The organism is Acinetobacter sp. GRABPA_MV_2, assembly GCF_056725885.1.
In genome coordinates this window covers 206,996-229,385 of the sequence record NZ_JBWZNA010000002.1, presented here as the reverse complement: position 1 = coordinate 229,385, position 22,390 = coordinate 206,996, and the positions used below count along the sequence as shown (strand labels likewise).

General features: G+C 39.6%; 22 protein-coding genes. 12 read left to right on the top strand and 10 right to left on the bottom strand.

Features of this window, described 5'->3' with window-relative positions; translation table 11 throughout:
- Positions 1–2: 2 nt before the first annotated feature.
- A complete protein-coding gene (adeF, locus tag ACXM0J_RS02905; protein ID WP_086265834.1) occupies positions 3–1,223 on the bottom strand; it encodes a multidrug efflux RND transporter periplasmic adaptor subunit AdeF in 1,221 nt (406 codons plus the stop codon).
- A 199-nt stretch (positions 1,224–1,422) separates the two neighbouring features.
- Here adeF and ACXM0J_RS02900 point away from each other — a divergent pair, with 199 nt between their 5' ends.
- The 5 genes from ACXM0J_RS02900 (at position 1,423) to ACXM0J_RS02880 (ending at position 5,689) form a co-directional block, all read left to right on the top strand.
- Complete coding sequence (locus ACXM0J_RS02900) at positions 1,423–2,451, top strand: LysR family transcriptional regulator (RefSeq protein WP_086265835.1); 1,029 nt, start codon at positions 1,423–1,425, stop codon at positions 2,449–2,451.
- Between the two features lie 175 nt (positions 2,452–2,626).
- Positions 2,627–3,412, top strand: coding sequence for an ABC transporter substrate-binding protein (locus ACXM0J_RS02895; RefSeq protein ID WP_086265836.1), 786 nt, complete (start codon positions 2,627–2,629; stop codon positions 3,410–3,412).
- 91 nt (positions 3,413–3,503) lie between these two features.
- Positions 3,504–4,193: an ABC transporter permease gene (locus tag ACXM0J_RS02890; protein WP_005068247.1), complete on the top strand. Its 690-nt coding sequence runs from the start codon at positions 3,504–3,506 to the stop codon at positions 4,191–4,193.
- Positions 4,190–4,903, top strand: coding sequence for an ABC transporter permease (locus tag ACXM0J_RS02885; RefSeq protein ID WP_086265837.1), 714 nt, complete (start codon positions 4,190–4,192; stop codon positions 4,901–4,903). The genes ACXM0J_RS02890 and ACXM0J_RS02885 overlap by 4 nt, the downstream gene beginning before the upstream one ends.
- A gap of 9 nt (positions 4,904–4,912) precedes the next feature.
- The gene (locus ACXM0J_RS02880) at positions 4,913–5,689 is read left to right on the top strand and encodes an ABC transporter ATP-binding protein (RefSeq protein WP_086265838.1); all 777 of its coding nucleotides are present in this window, start codon (positions 4,913–4,915) and stop codon (positions 5,687–5,689) included.
- A gap of 77 nt (positions 5,690–5,766) precedes the next feature.
- Here ACXM0J_RS02880 and abeS read toward each other — a convergent pair whose 3' ends face one another.
- From abeS to ACXM0J_RS02860, 4 genes are all read right to left on the bottom strand, one after another.
- Positions 5,767–6,096, bottom strand: coding sequence for a multidrug efflux SMR transporter AbeS (abeS, locus tag ACXM0J_RS02875; RefSeq protein ID WP_017402972.1), 330 nt, complete (start codon positions 6,094–6,096; stop codon positions 5,767–5,769).
- 241 nt (positions 6,097–6,337) lie between these two features.
- Entirely contained in the window at positions 6,338–6,589 is a 252-nt protein-coding gene (locus tag ACXM0J_RS02870) for a YfhL family 4Fe-4S dicluster ferredoxin (RefSeq protein WP_068563361.1), read from the bottom strand.
- 2 nt (positions 6,590–6,591) lie between these two features.
- On the bottom strand, positions 6,592–7,962 hold the full coding sequence (trhP, locus tag ACXM0J_RS02865) for a prephenate-dependent tRNA uridine(34) hydroxylase TrhP (RefSeq protein WP_086265839.1): 1,371 nt from the start codon (positions 7,960–7,962) through the stop codon (positions 6,592–6,594).
- A gap of 56 nt (positions 7,963–8,018) precedes the next feature.
- The gene (locus ACXM0J_RS02860; protein ID WP_086265840.1) at positions 8,019–9,485 is read right to left on the bottom strand and encodes an aminotransferase-like domain-containing protein; all 1,467 of its coding nucleotides are present in this window, start codon (positions 9,483–9,485) and stop codon (positions 8,019–8,021) included.
- Positions 9,486–9,713: 228 nt separating this feature from the next.
- On the opposite strand from ACXM0J_RS02860, the gene ACXM0J_RS02855 reads away from it, so the two are divergent.
- Positions 9,714–10,583, top strand: coding sequence for a PhzF family phenazine biosynthesis protein (locus ACXM0J_RS02855; protein WP_086265841.1), 870 nt, complete (start codon positions 9,714–9,716; stop codon positions 10,581–10,583).
- A gap of 54 nt (positions 10,584–10,637) precedes the next feature.
- Here the strand turns inward: ACXM0J_RS02855 and ACXM0J_RS02850 are convergent, their stop codons facing one another.
- Positions 10,638–11,417, bottom strand: a complete 780-nt coding sequence (locus ACXM0J_RS02850; RefSeq protein WP_002118187.1) for a ferredoxin--NADP reductase — start codon at positions 11,415–11,417, stop codon at positions 10,638–10,640.
- 101 nt (positions 11,418–11,518) lie between these two features.
- Here ACXM0J_RS02850 and tsaA point away from each other — a divergent pair, with 101 nt between their 5' ends.
- A complete protein-coding gene (tsaA, locus tag ACXM0J_RS02845; RefSeq protein ID WP_086265842.1) occupies positions 11,519–12,253 on the top strand; it encodes a tRNA (N6-threonylcarbamoyladenosine(37)-N6)-methyltransferase TrmO in 735 nt (244 codons plus the stop codon).
- Between the two features lie 6 nt (positions 12,254–12,259).
- Here the strand turns inward: tsaA and ACXM0J_RS02840 are convergent, their stop codons facing one another.
- Positions 12,260–13,531 carry an MgtC/SapB family protein gene (locus ACXM0J_RS02840; protein ID WP_086265843.1) on the bottom strand — a complete coding sequence of 424 codons (1,272 nt, stop codon included), beginning with the start codon at positions 13,529–13,531 and terminating at the stop codon, positions 12,260–12,262.
- Positions 13,532–13,790: 259 nt separating this feature from the next.
- On the opposite strand from ACXM0J_RS02840, the gene tfpB reads away from it, so the two are divergent.
- The 4 genes from tfpB (at position 13,791) to ACXM0J_RS02820 (ending at position 18,095) form a co-directional block, all read left to right on the top strand.
- Complete coding sequence (tfpB, locus tag ACXM0J_RS02835; protein WP_086265844.1) at positions 13,791–15,548, top strand: type IV pilus assembly ATPase TfpB; 1,758 nt, start codon at positions 13,791–13,793, stop codon at positions 15,546–15,548.
- Positions 15,549–15,628: 80 nt separating this feature from the next.
- Positions 15,629–15,988 (top strand): NirD/YgiW/YdeI family stress tolerance protein, encoded by a 360-nt coding sequence (locus tag ACXM0J_RS02830; protein ID WP_002118236.1) that lies wholly within the window; start codon positions 15,629–15,631, stop codon positions 15,986–15,988.
- 107 nt (positions 15,989–16,095) lie between these two features.
- Positions 16,096–16,758 carry a response regulator transcription factor gene (locus ACXM0J_RS02825; protein ID WP_086265845.1) on the top strand — a complete coding sequence of 221 codons (663 nt, stop codon included), beginning with the start codon at positions 16,096–16,098 and terminating at the stop codon, positions 16,756–16,758.
- Positions 16,755–18,095: a sensor histidine kinase gene (locus ACXM0J_RS02820; protein ID WP_086265846.1), complete on the top strand. Its 1,341-nt coding sequence runs from the start codon at positions 16,755–16,757 to the stop codon at positions 18,093–18,095. Before ACXM0J_RS02825 ends, ACXM0J_RS02820 begins: the two co-directional genes overlap by 4 nt.
- Before the next feature lie 72 nt (positions 18,096–18,167).
- Here the strand turns inward: ACXM0J_RS02820 and hemP are convergent, their stop codons facing one another.
- Entirely contained in the window at positions 18,168–18,338 is a 171-nt protein-coding gene (hemP, locus tag ACXM0J_RS02815; RefSeq protein ID WP_002118129.1) for a hemin uptake protein HemP, read from the bottom strand.
- A gap of 136 nt (positions 18,339–18,474) precedes the next feature.
- Between hemP and ACXM0J_RS02810 the strand changes: the two genes are divergently transcribed.
- Positions 18,475–19,374, top strand: a complete 900-nt coding sequence (locus tag ACXM0J_RS02810; RefSeq protein WP_086265847.1) for an NUDIX domain-containing protein — start codon at positions 18,475–18,477, stop codon at positions 19,372–19,374.
- A 24-nt stretch (positions 19,375–19,398) separates the two neighbouring features.
- Here ACXM0J_RS02810 and ACXM0J_RS02805 read toward each other — a convergent pair whose 3' ends face one another.
- Together ACXM0J_RS02805 and mrcB are read right to left on the bottom strand one after the other, a co-directional pair.
- A complete protein-coding gene (locus tag ACXM0J_RS02805; protein ID WP_086265848.1) occupies positions 19,399–19,950 on the bottom strand; it encodes a tetratricopeptide repeat protein in 552 nt (183 codons plus the stop codon).
- Between the two features lie 21 nt (positions 19,951–19,971).
- Positions 19,972–22,368 (bottom strand): penicillin-binding protein 1B, encoded by a 2,397-nt coding sequence (gene mrcB / locus ACXM0J_RS02800; RefSeq protein ID WP_086265849.1) that lies wholly within the window; start codon positions 22,366–22,368, stop codon positions 19,972–19,974.
- Positions 22,369–22,390: the final 22 nt, after the last annotated feature.

Genomic DNA, 22,390 nt, shown 5'->3' with positions numbered 1-22,390 from the left:
GATTAACCTTTTGCCGGAGTTGATGTTTTATCTGTTGGCTGAGGTTGAGGAGGAGTAGCGTTAGCAGTGATTTGCGCATTTGGCATCGGAACGAGGTGTGGCGTAACAGGGTCACCCGGACGAATTCGCTGTAAACCGTTCACCACAATACGATCACCCGCTTGTAGTCCGCTATTCACGATTTGCAAACCATCTTGTTGTGCACCGAGTTTTACTTCACGGTAGGCCGTCTGATTTTTAGCATCAACTACTACGACAAAGCGTTTATCTTGATCGACCCCAACTGCGGTTGGGCTAATCAGAATTGCTGAACGAGGTTGACCACCGCCTAAACGGATTCGTGCATATAAGCCCGGTAATAAAACCCCATTTGGATTATCAAAAGTCGCGCGAACACGAATCGTACCCGAGGTTGCATCTAGGTTATTGTCAATTGAGTTGATCGTACCTTCGCGAGAGAAACCAGTTTCATTGGCAAGTCCCATATAAACAGGAACTTGTGCTGAGTTGCGCTGATTACTGATATATTTCAGATAAGTTTGTTCATCAACATCGAAAGATGCATAGAGGCGAGAGACAGATACTAAACTTGTTAAGACTTGTGCACCGTTACCCGCAGAGACTACATTGCCGACTGTTACTTCGGCACGGGAAATTCGACCACTAACTGGTGCTGTAATACGGGTGTACTCAAGATTTAAACGGGCAGATTGAACGGCTGCTCTAGCTGCTTGTAGGTTGGCATTGGCTGAACGTGCATCATTTTGAGCTAAATCCAGTTCTTGACGTGAGACAGCATTACTTTGAATTAAACGTTGAATACGAGAAAGATTAGAACCCGTATAAGTGACTTGTGCTTCAGCTGAAGCGAGTTGTGCTTGGGCACGATTCAGTTCGGCCTCGAAAGGCCGTGGATCAATTGTAAAAAGTAAATCGCCTTTTTTAACGAGGCTTCCATCTTTGAAGTGAACGGCGATGAGTTTGCCGGAAACTTGGGGGCGAATATCGACTTGATCAATTGCTTCTAAGCGACCGGAATATTCTTGCCAGTCTGTAATGGTTTTGCTGATGACATTAGAAATATCAACAGTTGCAGCTTGTTGGGCAGAGGTCGGTGCAGCTTTTGCATCGGCATTTTCATGTAAAAACATAAAACTGCCTCCTGTTGCTAAGAGGGCAACAAAGATGGCAGACAGTGCGAACTGTTTGCGAGAAAATGACATGAGGTGCTCCTAGTTATTTGGATACCTGTTTTCAGACTTTTAGTTTTGGTCCGTATGGGAGAAACAGGGTTTATGGGATGGACGGAGCATAAAAGTTTGTCAATCACGAATAAATATATTAAATTCGATAACACTATTCGTATTTTTATAACAATTGATGTGTTTGACTAAAAATGCATTGATTGATAGGAGTGTGCGTGTGGATCTATTTCATGCCATGAAAGTATTTAACAAAGTTGTCGAAACAAATAGTTTCAGTTTAGCGGCTGACAGTTTAGGCCTACCGCGTGCTTCAGTGACTACAACCATTCAGGCTTTAGAGAAACATTTACAAGTTCGATTGCTTAACCGAACAACCCGCAAACTTAGTTTGACACCGGATGGTGCGGTTTATTATGAGCGTACTTCGCGAATTTTAGCTGATGTCGAAGATGTAGAATCAACGTTTCATGATTCGGAACGTGGGCCACGAGGACGACTGCGTATTGATGTTAAAGCTTCAATCGGGCGGCTGATTCTAATTCCGATGCTTTGTGATTTTCATTCCAAGTATCCTGATATTGATTTGGTGATTGGAATGAGTGATCGTCCGGTCGATTTAGTACAAGATGCGGTGGACTGTGTCATTCGTATTGGTCAATTGAAAGATTCAAGTTTAGTTGCGCGCCGTATCGGAACAATTCAATGTGTAACGGTTGCTGCACCACGTTATTTGATGGAGCATGGGGAACCCAAAACCATTGAGGCTTTACAAAAACATCAGGTCGTGCATTACTTTAACAGCCGTACAGGACGCAATATCGACTGGGATTTCATGGTGAACGGTGAGATTCATAGCGTTGGTGTGAAAGGGCGTGTTTCTGTCAACGATGGTGATTCATATATTGATTTGGCAGTGCAAGGTTTTGGCTTAATTCAATGTCCATATTACATGGTAGCAAAACATTTGGAATCTGGTGCACTTAGGGAAGTATTGACTGAATGGTTACCTGCACCTATGCCAATATCAGTCGTTTATCTACAAAATCGTCATTTATCGCCTAAAGTTCGAGTCTTTGTAGATTGGGTGGCTGAATTATTTGCAGGTTGTCCATTGTTGAGTGGTTGTTCAATGTCATTGGATCAAAAATGTGAATTTGCCAGTGCCAAAGAACATAACCATGAATATACCATTCGGACATTGGTCGAAAATGAAAATATGGCGGAAGCTTACACACTTAAAAACTAGCTTAAAATTTGAGTGATTTTTCAACATTTAATCAGTTAATACAATCCATTGTTTAGACACCTTCATAAATCCTTAATTTACTGGTATAGAAATTGCAATTATTTCGGCAGAAGAGTAATTTAGAAATTGCTCAAGTTTTTATCACCTTATTAGGATTTTAAGGAGAAGCTTCAAGATGGCAAGCTTTATGAAAAAAATGTTCGTTTCAACAACCTTAGTTTTGGCTGCTGTTGCAACGAATGTTCAAGCAAAGGATTGGAAGGTGATTCGTTTTGGTACTGAGTCGTCTTATGCGCCGTTTGAATATAAAACACCAGATGGTAAGTTAACTGGTTTTGATGTGTATTTAGGTAATGCAATTTGTGCAAAACTCAAAGCCAAATGTGTTTGGGTTGAAAACTCTTTTGATGGGATGATTCCAGCACTTAAAGCGAAAAAATTTGATGGCATTCTTTCATCAATGACAGTCACTGATGAGCGTGCAAAACAAATTGCATTTAGTAGCAAAATCTACAATACACCAACCCGTATGGTTGCAAAAAAAGGCTCACCTTTATTGCCTACCGCTGCCTCTTTGAAAGGTAAACGTGTCGGTGTACAACAGGGCACAATTCAAGAAACTTATGCTAAAACCTATTGGGCGCCAAAAGGTGTAACGGTTGTACCTTATCCAGTCCAAGATTTGATTTATCAAGACATGATGTCAGGTCGTTTGGATGCGACTTTACAAGATGCAATTATGGTTGACGGTGCTTTCTTAAAACAAGCAAAAGGCAAAAACTTCAGTTTTGCTGGTGGCAATGTGGTTGATGCAAAAACACTAGGTATAGGTGCAGCTATTGGTTTACGCAAAGAAGATGCGGATTTAAAAGCCAATATTAATAAAGCACTCGCTGCAATCATTGCAGATGGTACATACAAAAAACTCGAGAAAAAATATTTCTCCTTTAGCATTTACTAATGATGTGAAAAATGTCGGCTTAGTGCCGACATTTTTAAATCTATTCTCATCTCATCAATATTAGATATTGTTTTTAAGGAGAAGATGAGTCATGTTTTTTTCTGGCTTTGGGCCACTCCTGCTCAGCGGGACATGGATGACCATACAGCTTGCGTTGTTGTCACTTTTACTTTCTGTGATTATTGGCTTAATTGGTGCGAGCTCAAAACTCTCAAGTATTAAAATTTTACGTTATATAGCAACAGCTTACACTACGCTCATTCGAAGTGTGCCTGATTTGGTCATTATGCTGCTGTTATTTTATAGCTTGCAGTTGGGGCTTAACCAAATTACTGAAGCACTGCAAATGGACCAAATTGATATCAACCCATTTGTGGCGGGTGTGATTACTTTAGCGTTCATTTATGGTGCATATTTTACCGAGACCTTTCGAGGTGCATTTCAATCGGTTCCAAAAGGCCAAATTGAGGCAGCAATGGCTTATGGTATGTCACCTTGGCAGGTTTTTCACCGAGTGTTATTCCCTCAAATGATGCGTTTTGCGCTGCCTGGTATTGGTAATAACTGGCAAGTTTTAATTAAGGCGACAGCACTAGTTTCTATTATTGGCCTGACTGATATTGTAAAAATTACGCAAGATGCGGGTAGAAGTACCATGCAACTGTTCTTTTTCAGCATCGTAGCTGCTGCGATCTATTTGGCAATTACAACAGTGTCGAATCTGATTTTAATGTGGCTTGAACGTCGTTATTCTGCTGGTGTAAGGAAGGGACAATTATGATTGAAATCCTTCAACAATATTGGCAGGCATACCTTTGGACCGATGGTTTACAAATGACCGGAGTGGCGATGACTGCTTGGTTATTGGTGCTTTCTATTGGCATTGGTTTTGTTCTCGCTGTGCCCTTGTCACTTGCACGAGTATCGGAAAACCTTTGGTTGCGTGGCCCAGTTTGGTTATATACCTATGTTTTCCGTGGCACACCACTTTACATCCAACTGCTGATTATTTATTCAGGTATTTACAGCTTTGATTACATCCATGAACACCAGAGTCTTGATGCTTTTTTTCGAGAGGGCATAAATTGCACCATTTTGGCATTCGCGCTTAATACTGGTGCATATACCACTGAAATCTTCGCTGGGGCGATTCGTTCTATTCCACATGGCGAGATTGAGGCTGCACAAGCTTTCGGTATGTCGAAATGGAAACGATACACTCGCATTATCATTCCGTCGATGTTACGCCGTGCTTTACCATTTTATGGCAATGAAGTCATTTTAATGTTGCATGCTACAACCATTGCATTTACAGCAACAGTTCCTGACATTTTAAAAATTGCGCGTGATGTGAATGCGGCAACCTATGACACCTTCAATGCTTTTGGAATTGCCGCGGTGTTGTATGCATTGCTGGCATTTATTTTGATTTGGATATTTCGTAAGTTGGAAAAACGTTGGTTGGCATTTTTAAAGCCATCGAATCATTAGGAGACATAAATGGAACAAGTTGCAAAACTAGTGATTCGCGATTTACACAAGACATTCGGCGATCATGAAGTGCTTAAAGGAATATCACTTGATGCAAATGCCGGTGATGTAATTAGTATCATTGGTTCATCGGGTTCAGGTAAAAGTACCTTGCTGCGTTGTATTAACTTTTTGGAACAACCGAGCAATGGCACCATTAAGCTTAATGGTGAAAAACTGCGTACAGTCTTTGATAAAAAAGGCAATTTAAAAGTAGTTGAACCAAAGCAACTACAAAAAATGCGTACCCAGCTCATGATGGTATTTCAGCATTTTAATTTGTGGTCACACATGACAGTGCTAGAAAATGTCATTGAAGGGCCGATTCACGTACTTGGGGTAAAACGTGCTGAAGCAGAAGAGCGTGCACGCAAATATCTGCGTAAAGTTGGGCTACCTGAAAATGTTGAAAGTAAATATCCGGCATTTTTATCTGGCGGTCAGCAGCAACGTGTAGCAATTGCCCGTGCTTTGGCTATGGAACCGGAAGTTATGTTGTTTGATGAACCGACCAGTGCGCTTGATCCTGAGTTAGTGGGTGAAGTACTAAAGGTTATGCAGGGCTTGGCTGAAGAGGGACGGACCATGATTGTGGTGACACATGAAATGGGCTTTGCACGTCATGTGTCTAATCAAGTGATTTTTTTGCATCAAGGAAAAATTGAAGAGCAAGGTCATCCTGATGAAGTGCTCAACAATCCGAAAAGTGAACGTTTAAAGCAATTTTTGACGGGCAGTTTAAAATAAGCGGTTCATACCGAGTATGGTGGAATTTTTTTAAAAAAAAAGGATTCGCATCGTACTCGGTTGCTTTTTAATTATATTTATAGATGAGTATTTTTAGAAAACACATTAATAATCACAATACCTGCAATCATTAAAGTAAGACCAATGCATGCAGCTAAGTCTAAATGCTGTTTGTAAAATATCCAGCCTATTGCAGAAATTAAAATAATACCTGCGCCCGACCAAATAGCGTATGCGATACCGATCGGAATTGTTTTTAGCGTAAGGGATAATAAATAAAAAGCAATCGCATAGCCCACAACAGTAACGATGGACGGAATGGGAACAGTAAAACCTTGAGATGCTTTTAAGGCTGAAGTTGCAACGACTTCACAAGCAATCGCAATTGCTAAATAAAGATAAGACATGGGAAGCTACGCCAGAAAGAGTTTTAATCAATCTATATGAAATGTTGAAATGGTTAGATCAGCTTTAACGATTATTCAATTTTTTGGTACCAAGACACCGTTAAGCCAAACTGATCGTTTGATTTTATCATTAGCAAAGTGGTCTCAGCTATTTATTCGTTTATTTATTCATTGAGCAGCTTAGTCATTGAAGAGGATCAGTAACTTTAGCCTGATCCTCTATAGACTTTTTAAAGATAGATTAGCCGAGTAAATTTAACCCTTTAAATTTCTCTAGCAGTTGCTCTTTATTTTCAATATGCGCAGGATCTGGTTTTATACAATCGATAGGGCAAACCGCTTTACAGGTTGGTGTATCATAAAAGCCTACACACTCGGTACAACGCAGTGGATCAATCTCATAAACTTTGTTCCCTTCAAAAATGGCGATGTTGGGGCATTCTGGTAAGCACATATCACAATTGATACAGTCATTCGTAATCAAAAGCGCCATTTTCAACTCGCTGAATAAGCTAATGTAGAGGCAGTAATGTTTTCCTTGGCATGAGGCAAATTGCGTATGAGTAGGGCATAACTAACATCAACATCTTGTGAGAGTGGAATCTCAATAAAATGCCCCGAACCTTTAGCATCTGTAATTGGGTTACCTTTTAAATCGCGCATTTCGTTTAAGGTAAAGGTGATATTGCCTTGAGGCGTCATCAGCTCAAGTGAGTCGCCCACCACAAAACGGTTTTTAACTTCAATGAGAATATAATCGCCGTGACGTTCTAAAACCTCTCCACAAAATTGTTGGTAGTCGAAATGTGATGAACCATCGGCATAGTTTTGATATTCACTGTGTACATGACGTCTTAAAAAGCCTTCGGTATAACCACGATTTGCCAAACCTTCGAGCTGAGACATTAAGCTTGGGTCAAATGATTTACCTGCTAAAGCATCATCAATAGCTTTTCGATAAATTTGGGCAGTACGGGCACAGTAAAAATATGATTTAGTACGACCTTCAATTTTGAGTGAGGCGATGCCCATTTTGGTTAAACGATCTACATGCTGTACCGCACGTAAATCTTTAGAGTTCATGAAATAGGTGCCGTGTTCATCTTCTTCAGCCGCAAACATTTCTTCATCATTGCGTTGTACCAGCAGCGTTTGAGCCGAGGTTGTTTCTGATTGTGTTGATGAGCAGCAAGACTTTTCTGACGCGTTGAGCTGAGTAACTGGAATCACATCTCCATTTGCATCTTCTTGGGTTTCATGCAACTTATAGTCCCAACGGCAAGCGTTGGTACAAGCACCTTGATTGGCATCACGTTTATTCATATAACCAGAAAGTAGGCAGCGGCCTGAATAGGCCATGCATAGTGCGCCATGTACAAAAACTTCAAGTTCAATATCTGGTACGTTTTGCTGGATTTCTTCTATTTCTTCTAATGATAACTCACGAGATAAAATCACGCGGCTTAAACCGTAATCTTTCCAAAACTTAACAGTGGCCCAGTTAATGGCGTTGGCTTGAACAGATAGATGAATTTGCACATCAGGAAAATGCTCACGCACCATCATAATTAAGCCCGGATCAGACATAATGAGTGCATCTGGTTGCATCGCTACAATCGGTTCAAGATCACGAATAAAGTTTTTTAATTTGCTGTTATGTGGCTGAATATTCACTACAACATAAAACTTTTTGCCCAAAGCGTGGGCTTCATCAATTCCGATTTTTAAGTTGTCATGATCAAAAGCATTATTACGAACACGTAAGCTATAACGTGGTTGGCCGGCATATACAGCATCTGCACCATAGGCAAAAGCATAGAGCATGTTTTTAAGTGAACCTGCGGGAGAGAGAAGCTCAGTTTTCATAAAATAAAAGGCATAAAAAATATATGGTTTTATTTTATTAACTCCACATTTGGGATTCAACCTACTGAATTAGTAGGGATTTGTCCACTATCCTTTTGTACAGGCAGCATATTTTTTGCTAGCTCTCCTAAGCGCATCAAAGCATTTAACATTTTGGGGTTTAACTCAAAACAAGCTGCAATACGTAAACAATGACTAAATCGTTTATCAGCCGAACACAAAATTCCCGGCATACATAAGATTTTTTCATCCATTGCTTGGTGAAACAGTTCTAGGGTATCAATTGATTCGGGTAACTCTAACCATAGGATAAATCCCGCTTGTGGACGACTCACACGGCTACCGATTGGGAAAAAGCGGCAAATATAAGATTTGATGGTGTCAATTTGCTGTTGATAACGTTTTTTGAGTTGACGTAAATGTAGATCATATCCGCCATTTTCTAAGAAAAGGCCTAACGTTTCTGTGAGTAAAGCTGGCTCGGCAACAGTGGTTGTAAATTTAAGCTGCTGCACAATATTGCGAAAGCGCCCAGCTTCTAGCCAACCAATCCGATAGTCTGGTGCTACAGTCTTTGTATAGCTACCACATACCAAAACCCATCCGTTTTGGTCAAACGCTTTAATGTTGGGCAAGAGTGGCTCGGTGAGTTGCAATTCGGCATACATCGCATCTTCAATAACAGGAACTTGGAACTGATTAGCTAACTCTGCCAAGCGACGACGGTTACTTTCAGGCATGCTAAAACCTAGAGGATTGTGTCCTGTCGGAATGGTTAAAATGGCTTGTACACTTTGAGATTTTAAGAGTTCTTCAAGTGCATCAAGGCACATACCTGTATGTGGCGAGGTCGGTACTTCTACAATTTTTCGACCTAAATTATGAAGGAGTGGGTACAGGTTGTGAAATGTAGGAATCTCAAGCGCTATGCTGTCACCTGCTTGAGTTGTTGCCATAATCGCGAGACTTAAAGCCTCCATCGTGCCATGAGTGAGTACAATATCATCTGCTGAAAGAAACATACCGAGTTGTAAGCTTCGCCTAGCAATTTGAGTGCGTAAACGTATAGAACCGGGCGGTAAAGTATAGTTTTTAAAAATGTCTGGTTGTGTCCGTAAAACTTGAGCAGTTAAGCGTTTTAAACGTTCAATTGGATAGAAATTTTCCCCAGAAGGGCAAGCTAGGGCCAAATTGATATAGTCGGGGTCCATTTGCTTTTTAACAATTTGTGCGAGAAAACAGCTAATTCCTGAAAGAGATACTTTTTCTTCACTGATATAACGCTCTTCGAGTTCTAGTAAGTTGGACGGCGCATGACAAACATAGTAGCCAGACTGTGGGCGAACTGAAATTAAACCTTGATCTTCAAGCTGGCGATAAGCTTCTTTTACGGTGTTAATACTGACCTGATAATGCTGGGCACAATCTCGAATTGATGGCAGCCGAGAACCAATAGGCTGTCTGCCATTCTGAATTTGAAGAGTGAGGTCATCACTTACTTTTTTATATTTGTACATATCAATTCATTAAAAAGACAAAGCGATGGATACACTTTATAGTGATCTCTTATTTATCTCAAATATTGTGATTACTTTTGATCAGTTCATTTAACGCAAATCTAAACTTAAAAACTGTATCTATTATTTTTTATATTAATTGATACTGTGACCATTAAAAATAAAACAGTAAGATCAAAAAATGGTGAGGATTTAAAGCCATATTTTAAATTACAAAATCAGTAGGAGAGGTCTATGTCTGTTGTTGCATTTAAACAAGTTGATGTTTTTACTTCACACGCATTTAAAGGTAATCCTGTCGCAGTTATTATGGATGCCAGTACTTTAACATCTGAGCAGATGCAGGAAATTGCGAACTGGACCAATCTTTCTGAAACCACATTTGTGCTCCCTGCGACCGATTCACAAGCTGACTATCAGGTTCGAATCTTTACTCCGCAAAATGAATTGCCATTTGCAGGACATCCTACAATTGGTACTGCCTATGCTTTGCTTGAGGCTGGTCTAATTAAAGCGAAAGAAGGTAAGCTGGTACAGCAGTGCGGTGCTGGTTTGGTGACTCTGACCGTGAGTGAATCAAGTCATATTTCATTTGAACTACCTAAGCCTAAAATTACTCCACTAGATGCAATGCACACTGAGAAATTAGCAGAAATTTTAAAATGTGAAATAAATACTCAATGGAACGCTGCATTGGTGGATGTAGGGGCGCGCTGGATTGTATTGCAAGCTGTTAATGCTGACGCTGTTTTAGATAGCCAACCAGACTTTGCCGCTTTAAAAGAACATGACTTAGAAATGAAAGTTACGGGTGCGACAATTTTTGGTTTTCATGAAAATAATGATGAACAAAAACACATAGAAGTTCGTTCATTTGCCCCTTCATGTGGAATAAATGAAGATCCGGTTTGTGGTAGTGGTAATGGTAGTGTAGCTTCATTTATTCGTTACTATGGGATCCTTCCTGCACAAAATGATGTCGTACTTTCTTCACAAGGTGGGGCAGTAGGCCGAGATGGACAGCTTCGACTTGAATTGTATCAAGATAAAATTTTAGTGGGTGGAACCGCTGTCACCTGTATCGATGGCACAATTAAGTTGTAAAAACAGACATAAAAAAACCGAGGGCTTTGCCTCGGTTTTTTATATCTAGAAAAATTATTTTTCTACAAACGCACGTTCAATGACGTAGTCGCCCATTTCACCCATACGAGGTGATTCAACTAAACCGTGTTGGTCAAGTAATGCAGCAACGTCTTTTAAGAATGCAGGGCTACCGCAAAGCATTGCACGGTCAGTTTCACGGTTGAAGCGTGGTAAACCAATTTTTTCGAATAAAGCGCCAGTTTCAATTGCAGTTGTTACACGGCCTTGAGTGTGGAAAGGTTCACGAGTAACAGTAGGGTAGTAAACAAGTTTGTCTTTAATACCTAATTCTTCAAAGAATTCATGGTTTGGTAATTCGTTCAAGATAAGGTCTTGATAAGCTAATTCAGAAATATAGCGTGTACCGTGAACAACGATGACTTTTTCAAAGCGTTCGTAAGTTTCTGGATCACGAATAATTGATAAGAATGGAGCAAGACCAGTACCAGAAGATAAAAGGTATAAGTTTTTACCTGGTAAAAGGTCATCATGAACCAAAGTACCTGTTGGTTTTTTTGAAACTAAGATTTCGTCACCAACTTGTACTTTTTGCAAAATCGAAGTTAAAGGACCGTCTTGTACTTTAATTGAGAAGAATTCTAACTCTTCTTCGTAGTTTGCACTTGCAATCGAATACGCACGCATTAACGGTTTGCCATTCACTTCAAGTCCGATCATTACGAACTGACCATTTTTAAAACGTAAGCTAGTGTCGCGTGTAGTTTTAAAACTGAAAAGAGTGTCATTCCAGTGGTGAACATGAGTAATGCGTTCAACGTTAAAAGCAGCCATTAAAGGTCTCGATCACGATTAAAAGAAAACAGATTGCTATTCTAATCTAATTTCATTCCCGATAAACTGAATATATTTAATTGTGTTTATAAGAAAAAGTGATGATCAATTCTGTCACCTTACCCATCATTGGCCATATGTGCTCTCCCTATCGTGAAAAATTTGGTATTCCACGCCAGCCTAATCTGGTCAATATCGAGTCTTATATTGATATGGTAGAACCATATAATGACTTATTAGCCTTTGAGGGAATTGAGCAATTTAGTCATCTCTGGTTAGTTTGGCAGTTTCATGATAATAAAAATCAAGACAGCGCAGATAAGTTCCGTCCACAGGTTCGTCCGCCACGTTTAGGTGGTAATGAAAAAATTGGGGTATTTGCTACACGAAGTATGTATAGACCATCTCCAATCGGGCTTTCAGTCGTAAAACTTAATAAAGTGGAAAAGGTAGGGAAGTCCGTTCGTGTCTATGTCACAGGAAGTGATTTGTTAAATGGCACCCCAATTTTAGATATCAAACCCTATATTCGATATTCTGATGCAATTGCGGAGGCTCAAAGTGGTTATGCGCATGCAGAACCTGAACGAAAGGCAGTCATTTGGAATGAAACTGCGTTAACAGCACAAAAATGTTTTCTGCAAAATAAAGAAATAGATTCGCAGTATATTGATGAGCTTGAGCAAGTGTTAGCTTTAGATCCTCGGCCTGCTTATCAAGAAGACCCTGAACGAATCTATAAAATGAAATTTTCAAACTTTGATATTCATTTTAAGGTCGATCAATTTGTAGTTACCGTCATCGATGTGGTGAAGACTTCTTCGCTTGCACAATAGAAATTTTTAAAACCAATGGACATTGAGCCAAAGTAAAGTAATCAATATTCCCATGTGAATGAGTTGGGCGGGAACGAAAGCAAGGGCATAGTGTAGCCCGCCCGAAATTGCAGAATTCACACTTTTAGCAAGTGCATGAACTGCAAAGCCTCCTAAAAAGGCAATTAATAAGGATGTCATGTGTGCGCTATCAGGTTCACCTTGCACAATGACCGCTGCTATAGCTGCATGTATTTCAAATAATGAAGCAAGTAACGTTCCCGCGATTAATCCCGCATCGCCTAAAGATATACTTAAACCATAAACACCTGCCTGAATAAGGGTAAGTGTACCTGCAATAATAATGGCCTCTTTTAAGCTGAACATTCTTGAGTCAAGCTCGGGCGAAGCCGTACTAGGCTCGGCTTTACGTAATAAAATAAAGGCCCATACTGCTAAAACTATTAATGCAATAAGTGTAGGAAATATAATTAGCTTGAACCAAGCAAAGCTAATACCGATCACAATAATTAAGGTCTGAATCAGTGTTGAAACGCAAGACATCAATGCAGCACCTGCATTAGTCTTTGCATTTGCTCGACCAGAACGAACTTCTAAACCTAAACTGGCAATGGTCGCCGTACTTGAAACAAAACCAGAGGCTAAGGAAGAAAGTAATAAAGCATTTTTAGATGACAAAAGTCGCTTTGCTATATGAGCGAGTGCTTGCACAAATAAAATTAAAGTCAGTAATTTTAAAATCACATGTGGATTTAGAACTGGTCCCCAAAAAGGCTTATTGGGAACTAAAGGCAAAGCAATTAAAAGTAAGGCAAGTAGAAAAATACCATCACGCAATTCCGATTCAGTAATCCACTGACTGGCAATGCCATGCATAGACTGCTTAGCTATTAAGATGGTTGTCATGATCACAGCTAGGCCAGCAGCGAGCGAAATATTCCAAATACAAAGTGCGCCAATGAAGTAAGTCATAATAAAGGCGAGTTCGGTGGTTACGCCCGGGTCATTTGGCTGATTTTTAAGAGATACAATACTAATAGCACCAATAATTAAAGCACCGACAATTCCAATTTCAATACCGAATAAAAAACAGATCGCTCCTAATAACGCACTAATTGCAAAAGAACGGAAACCCGCAAAAGTTTTGTATTCATGTTTCAGTTTACTTCGTTCTCTTTCTAAACCAATTAACAAGCCGCAACCAAGCGCTGCCGCAATGACTGTAATGAATTCTTCAAATGATGCTGTTTGTAATGACATTGTCATTGGAAGTTCCATATTACTTCCTCTTTGGCTTATTGTTATAAGTAGATTTGAATCAATTTAAAAAAATTATGTATTCACGTTTAGTTTATGCTTTTTATTATAGTGAGCATAGTGTCTTTTTTAGACAAAACTAGGCATAAAATATTTCTATAAATATGACCTATAACACAAAAAAATATTAAGTTGAGAATTAGTTTAATTAACTGATGTTGAAGGATATTTAAATCTAAAACATCTCTGCTATATTATAAAAATATATTGGGGACAATGCATGAATGCACAAGTAGAAATAGATACGTATTGGTGTCTAGAACAACTATTACAAGAAGGTCGTATTACAGACCGAGACAAATTATTGGTACAGTCAAGTCACCGCCAAAAAGACCAGTTAAAGTGGCATCCATTACAGTGGATCGCACATTTTAATTTAAAAGATCAGCAACACACACATGCCCATTTGAGCTTAAACCGCTTGTGTTTATGGTTTGCAGATCGGGTTCAGCTACCTTTATTTGTAATAGATCCTTTAAAGGCAGATGTCAGCGCTTTAACGCAGGTCATGTCACAAGAGTTTGCGATTCGCAATCATATTTTAGCTGTTGAAATTCATGCTGACCGAATCGTGATAGGAACAGATCAGCCCTTTCAAACAGATTGGCTCAATAATCTCGAACGAAGTCTAGCACCTAAAAAAATTGAACGGGTACTGCTTAATCCCGAACAGTTACAGCGTTATTTGCGAGAATATTATCAGGTAAGTCGCGCGGTAAACTCGGCTCAAAAAGATGCGGCTCATGACCGCGACACTAAAAATGTTGAAGCACTTTTGCAGCTTGGCGATAGTCAAAATCCAGATGCGAATGATCAGCATATTGTGAAATTGGTCGACTGGATTTTACAGTTTGCATTTGAACAGAGTGCCAGTGATATTCACATGGAACCGCGCAAAGATAATGGTAAAGTTAGGTTCCGTATTGATGGCGTTTTACACACCATTTATAACATGCCTTCAAATACACTGACCGCCGTGATTTCTCGAATTAAAATTTTAGGGCGTTTGAATGTAGCGGAAAAGCGTAAACCACAAGATGGTCGCTTAAAAACACGTACACCAAAAGGGCAAGAAACCGAATTACGTTTATCAACCTTACCAACAGCATTTGGTGAAAAACTGGTTATGCGTATTTTCGATCCTGATGTGTTGGTGCGTTCTTTTCAGCAGTTGGGTTTTGATCAGTCATTGCTGCAACAATGGCAGCGTATTACACAAAATAGTCACGGTATTATTTTAGTCACGGGTCCCACAGGCTCCGGTAAAACGACCACGCTATATTCTTCTTTAAAGCAACTCGCAACTGATCAAGTCAATGTCTGTACTATTGAAGACCCGATTGAAATGCTAGAGCCTAGTTTTAACCAAATGCAGGTCAATAACGCAATTGAATTAGGCTTCGCAGACGGTGTACGTGCACTGATGCGACAAGACCCCGACATTATTATGATTGGGGAAATTCGTGATCAAGATACAGCGAATATGGCCATTCAGGCAGCATTAACAGGTCATTTGGTACTATCAACTCTACATACCAATGACGCACCGTCTAGTCTGACTCGGTTACATGATCTAGGGGTACAGCCATTTCTGACAGCCGCAACCATTTTAGGTGTGCTCGCACAGCGTTTAGTACGGCAGCTTTGCCCCCACTGTAAGCAAAAAACTCACATTAATGAGGATGAATGGCAACACCTAACCTTTGACTACATTATGGAAATGCCTGAAACAGTTTATCAGGCAGTAGGCTGTGAAGAATGTCGTCATACAGGCTATAAAGGGCGAGTCGGTATTTACGAATTTATGCCAGTCAGTCTTGAGCTTAAACATCTTGTTAGTAGTCATGTCACATTAAATGATTTAAGAACTCAAACTAAAAAAGAAGGTATAGAACCTTTAAGAATTGCGGGAGCCCGTAAAGTGATTGAAGGGCTTACAACATTAGAAGAGGTCTTGAGGGTTGTGCCATTAAATTAAGTTTTTCTTAAGATTCACCTCATTTATGCTTGATTTAATCGCTTTATCCCAAGAGGGAACCATAAACAGAGGGTAATAATATGAATATGCTTAAAGTAATGTTGATGACTGCTGGTATGACTGCTGCTGGCGTAGTTGTGGCAAATACACCAGTGAATCAAGCTGCAATTGCTCCGGCAACTGTCACCACAGTAAAACAGGCATTAACCTCAAAAGATAATACACCGATCAAATTACATGGTCAGGTTGTAAAATCTTTAGGTGATGAAAAATATCAATTTCGTGACAAGACCGGTAGCATTACAATTGATGTAGATGATGAACTTTGGCAAGGTCGCCCTATTTCAGCCAATACAAATGTGACTTTAATTGGTGAAGTAGACATTGACTATAAACCTTTAAAACGCGTAGAGATTGACGTAGATCAAGTTCAATTCTAATGAATCAATCTCTAGATTCACTACTTTTAGCCGCATTTAAATCATGCGGCTTTGCTTTTTTTATAAAGGCTTGGCAAGATCAAATCAGGATATAACAGGAAAAATAGATGAGAATTTTGCTTGCAGAAGATGATCGCTCTCAAGCTGAAAGCATTCAATCATGGTTAGAGTTAGACGGTTATCAGGTAGATTGGGTCGAAAGAGGGGATTATGCGCTCACGGCAATTGAACAGCATGATTATGACTGTATTTTACTTGATCGGGGACTACCACAACTGGCTGGTGAAAAGGTTTTAACATCAATCCGTCATAAACAAAAAAATGTTCCTGTTATTTTTATTACTGCACGTGACAGTATTCATGATCGGGTAGAGGGTCTGGATTTAGGTGCAAATGATTATTTAGTTAAGCCTTTTAGTTTAGAAGAGTTATCGGCTCGCATCCGCGCTCAATTACGTAAACAAACTTTGAGTCAGCAATCAATTCTAACGTGGGGTGATCTGCAACTCGACACACAAGCGAAAGTCGTATTAAGCGCTGGCAGGTCTATCGATTTAACGGCAAAAGAATTCCAAATATTGCGTAAGCTTATGGTGCATCCCGAGCATATTATTACCCGTGATCAATTAGAAGAAGCCCTTTATGCATGGGGCGAGGAAATTGAAAGTAATGCGATCGAAGTGTTTATTTATCAACTTCGAAAAAAAATCGGAAGCAGCAGCATTAAAACCATACGGGGGCTAGGCTACCGTATGGGAGATTTAAAATGAAATCGAATCGCTCATCTTTGCAGTCGCAACTGATTAAAACCACGATGTGGAGTAGTATCGTGGTGGGATTGTTGGCTTTAAGCTTACTCACCATATTTTCGATCTACCACAACATGTCAGTGCAAGACGAAATCATGGATGAAATTTCAGATACTTTGCTCGTTTCCGATCTTTCCGAACATTCCATGAAACAGTTTGATGAGCTGAGTGATGAATTTGATATTCAGTATGAGTTATTAAACACAGGCCAAGTACTTACTCATTCTCATACCTATCAGCATGAACTTTTTGAACAAGGTAACTTATCAGAAGGTTTTTCGTATTTTTGGTTTGATGGACAATTATGGCGTAGTCTAGCTGCACAGCAAGAAGACTCTCAACTACAAGTTGAAGTTTTTCAACCAATGAGTACGCGTGTTGAAGAGGTACTTAAAGCACTTGCTGGATATAGCGGTCTTATGGTGTTGTTCTGGCTATTACAATGGGTGATTATAAGTTGGCGTACCGAACATGAATTGGCCGCGTTAAATCTACTTTCTAGACGGATTGCTCAAAAAACTGCATCAAATTTAGAACCGATTCAAGAGCCAGATGTCATTACAGAAATTCAACCTGTTATAGATGCTTTAAATCAATTGCTTGCAAGACTGCAAAGAGCTCTCGTTGCTGAACAGCGTTTTACTGCGGATGCTTCGCATGAGCTACGTTCTCCGTTATCTGCCATACAAATGCGCCTTCAGGTTTTGCAGCGTAAATACCAACATCTTCCAGAACTTCATCAAGATTTTGAACGCATACAAGAAGACGTTTCTAGAAGTACAAAAATACTTGAAAATTTGTTACTTCTTGCTCGTTTGGAACCTAATGAAGCTGAGCAGCCCGATCTGCCTAAGACAGTTATCGATTTAAATTATTTGTTGGCAAGAGTGATTGAAACTGTAGATTTAGATGCGAAAGCTAAACAGATGTTGATAGAGACAAATACTTTATCGACAGAAACTAAAACATATGCGAATGAAGAATTGCTGTTTATTGCTTTTAGAAATTTATTTGATAACGCCATTCGTTATAGCCCGAATTTAGGCTCTATTCATGTTGAGATTAGTCAGTATGAACAGCAAATTAAGGTGTCTATTGAAGACACGGGAAATGGGGTAGATGATGAAGTGCTATTACGGTTAGGGCAGCGTTTTTTTAGGGTGCTTGGTACTCAGCAGCAAGGTTCTGGGTTAGGAATTTCAATTACTCGAAAAATTATTGAATTGCATAATGGCAAGTTACATTTTATGCATGCTGAACAAGGTGGTCTGAGGGCAGAGATTATTCTTCCTTCATAAAAAATAGCATGGTTACCCATGCTATCCATTTTTTGTTTTCCCACGAATATTATTGAAACGCGAGTATGTTTTTTATTTGGTTAAAATTAGGCGATTGTTGCGAGTGAGGCGTAAACGATATTCCTCGCCAGCATGCATAATGCGAATTTCACGGCCTAATGCAAAGAGATTATTAGAATGTAACATTGGTAAGGCGTGAGCTGTGTCATTGTTACGGGTAAATAAGCTAAAAGGTGCGTTCATTTGTTGTGCTCCGTGGTATGTTCTTGAACGATTTAAATGATAATCATTATCGAATAGATCTGTCAATGAGATTTTTAAGATTTTATAAAATGATAAAATTTGCTTACACTTGAGAAAAGTTTTAGAGAGTAAAAAGATGCCCAAACCAATAGTCGATGTCGCTATAGCAATCTTGATCCATCGTGGAAAAATATTAGTTGGATGGCGCGAAGAGCAGCAACATCAAGGTGGAAAGCATGAGTTCCCTGGAGGGAAGGTTGAGCAGGGTGAAACGCCAGAAGAAGCCTGCCGCCGTGAAATCTATGAAGAAGTGGGTATTGGTTTAAAAGATTGGCACCAGTTTGATTATATTCACCATGAATATGATGACATCATTGTTAATTTACATTTATTCCATAGTTATGTGCCTGATCAACTATTAAATCTTATTCATCAACCATGGGCATGGTATACACGTGAACAGTTGCTTCACCTAAACTTTCCAAAAGCCAATAAAGACATCATAACAAGGCTATACTGGCCTCATCTCATCAAAATTAGCAATACACTTAAACCTGTAGAAAACAGTGATGCCTTATTGTATTGGCGTATAGAGGATGAATTTGGCCCGCGAGAAGTAGAGCAACTAATTGCCTTAAATGAAGGGCAACGATCAAATTTAATTATAAATGTAGATATTTGGCAGCAATTAAGCCCTGAATTACAAAAACAGATTAAGACCGTTCATTTAAAACAATCTCAACTCATGAATTTGCATAAAGGCGATTTAACAGTGGGCGTACGTTATATTGCTGCTTGTCATGATGCTGTTTCTTTAAAGCAAGCTCAGCAAATTGGCTGTGATGCTGTTTTTGTAAGTCCTGTAAAACCAACTACGACTCATCCAGAAGCTGTGGCATTAGGTTGGGAACGTTTTAGTGATCTCGCTCAAAATAGCCAGATTCCGGTTTTTGCATTAGGAGGGGTGCATCCAGACGATTTAGCCACTGCGCAGCAGCATGGTGCATATGGCTTAGCAGGTATTCGTAATTTCTAATAAGAAAATAAAAAGTATTAAAAGCTAGAGAGCTTTTAATGCTTGCTGTGCTTCTTGAACAGTTTTTTGATTATTGCGTTGTTGCCCAGCTTTTAAGATGACTAACCATAGCTGCTTTTTCATTGGCTGACTTTGGGCAAAACTCAAACCACGTCTTGCTAAAGACTCAGCATTAGAATATTGCTGTTTATGATTTGCCGTAAGCGCAAGAAATAAATAAGTCTCAGCTGCTTGTGGTGCTAAACGCTGTGCTTGAAGCGCATAGCGTTCAGCCTCTGACCATTGCTGATTTTTATAAGCCTGCTGTGTTTTTTGCATTAAAACTTTAAATGCGGGTAATTGGCTTCCGTCATCATTAAAGCGTTGCGGTTTTTTTTGCTGAGGAACAATCACTTGTAAGCTTTTACGTTGAATTTCCGGATGATCATAAGGTGTAATTTTTACACCAGATGAGGACTCGGACTTCTTCTTTTCAGAAACAGGAGGTGTTTTCTCTTTTGGAGCTGAATGATCTGGTAAAGTTGTACAGCCGACCATAAGTACAGCACCAATATAAAAAACACCTTTCTTCAACATATCCTAATTTCCTGTTAACGCTTAGTTGTTATAACTACCACTTGAAATGATTCGTGTGTTATTCGACAGATCTTGTTCCATCTGGTTTTCACTTTCACGAATATAACTGTCGGTATTATCATCCTGAGAATCAGGAATTGTGTTATCACTTTGTGGCGTATATGTTGGATCAACTTGATAATAAGGTGCTCCACATGGCGTAGCACGGTGCGGAACCGTATGCGTTAGCATCGGAATATACATAGCACCATCACATGCCTGAGCAGATAAATCACCCGTTGCACGGTCAATCCACTGCCACTGTACTGTGTCTGGTTGGCGTAGGTTTACAGGCGTTTGACGTAATTGTTTCATCACATTAATCCATACTGGCAATGCACCAGATGAACCTGTTAATCCAGTCACTTTGTTATCATCTAAACCTAACCACACTACAGCAACGTGGTTACCTGAGTAGCCCGCAAACCATGAGTCACGTGTATCGTTAGTCGTACCTGATTTACCCGCCAATTTTAAAGCTGGAGACAAGCTATTATAAGCTGCGCGACCAGTACCCGAAGACATGACCTGTTGTAGACCATAATTCATGATATAGCCAACAGATGGATCAATGGTTTGTTGAACATTCAGGCCATAACGGTCAAGCAGGCGACCATTCGCATCTACGACAGATCGAATCGCGCGAGTCGGATATTTAAAACCACCTGTAGCAAAGTTCTCATAAATTCCAAGAACCTCCATTGGTGACATATTGACTGCCCCAAGGAAAATAGAAGGGTAGGCAGGAATGGTCGACTCAACACCAAACTTTCTTAAGTTGTTGGTAAATGTTGACAAACCAAACTCTTGACCCAAGCGTACAGCAGAGAGGTTATATGAATTTGCCAAAGCTTCACTCAGGCTGACTACACCATGTCCGCCACCACTGTAGTTTTTAGGTGTCCAGCTTTTGCCACCATCTACAGGGACACTAATCGGTGCATCTTCAATTTGGGTTGCCCAGTTGTAACGCCCAGATTCAATAGCACTTAAATAAATCACAGGTTTTAATAAAGAACCGACTTGGCGTTTTGCATCTACAGCACGGTTAAAACCAGTAAAGTCTTGTGTAGAACCAACAGCAGCAACAAGCTCGCCGTTTTCTGGATGTGCAATCAGTACAGCACCTTGTAAATTTTTCAAACGTGATGGGTTACTGTTTGCTAAGCGCTCTACAGAAGCTTTAAACGCATTTTGAACTTGAGTTTGAGTAATTGGGTCTAAAGTTGTAAAAATACGTAAGCCCTGATTAGTTAAATCACTTTCTTGATATTCTGTACGTAATTGACGACGCACAATATCTAAAAAGTCAGGGAATTTTGCAGGGCCTAAACTTGGTTTGCTTAGCACATTTAAAGGACGTGCAATTTCATCTTCATATTCTGCTTGAGTTAAATAACCCATTACACGCATGTTATTTAACACGGTATCGCGACGTTTTTTTGCACCTTCAGGATTTTTCCATGGGTTATACAAAGAAGGGCCTTGCACTAAACCGACTAAATAAGCTTGCTGTGCGACACTTAGCTCACGTAACGGTAAACCAAAATAAAATTGAGAAGCCAAACCATAGCCATTAATTGAGTAGCTACCATTTTGGCCTAGATTCACTTCATTTAAGTAGGCTTCTAAAATTTCATCTTTGCTGTAATGCAGCTCAATGAGTAAAGCCATTAATGCTTCATTAACTTTACGTTTGAGTGTGCGTTCAGGTGTGAGGTAGAAGTTTTTAACTAATTGCTGAGTCAGGGTTGAACCACCTTGACGTTTACCACCTGTGATATTACTCACCAATGCACGAGCAGTACCACGAATTGAAATACCGTGATGATGATAGAAATTACGGTCTTCTGTTGAAATTAAAGCTTCAATAAGTGGTTTAGGGACATTATTCAGTTTAATGAGAACACGGTCTTCATTATGTTGAGGGTAGATCCCGCCAATCAGAAGTGGCTCCAGTCGTGCAACACCAGTTGAAGAAGGTTTTGTACTTCGAACTTCAGCAACCTGATCATTTGCAAAACTTAACTCTAGTACTTGTTCGGGCTCAACACTGTCGCCGTAATCAAAACCACGCGTGTGGATATACATATTGCTACCCTGAGCAACATAGGTTCCAGACTTGTCATAATTACTTGAAGTTTTGTAACCCAAGAGTTTTAATTCTTGAGTGAAATTTGCTTGGGTAATAGGTGCGTTATTATAAATTTCCAAAGGACGTGCAAACACTTTGGCGGGAATATCCCACCGTTGTCCTTCAAATTTTTCACGGATAATATTATCTAAACGAATCAGATAGATACTAAGAGCAATAAAAGCACCAATGACCAAAATGGAAAAAATTAGTGCAAAGAAACCGATACCACGTTCAAACTTCATAAAAATGAGATAAAACCCTAAC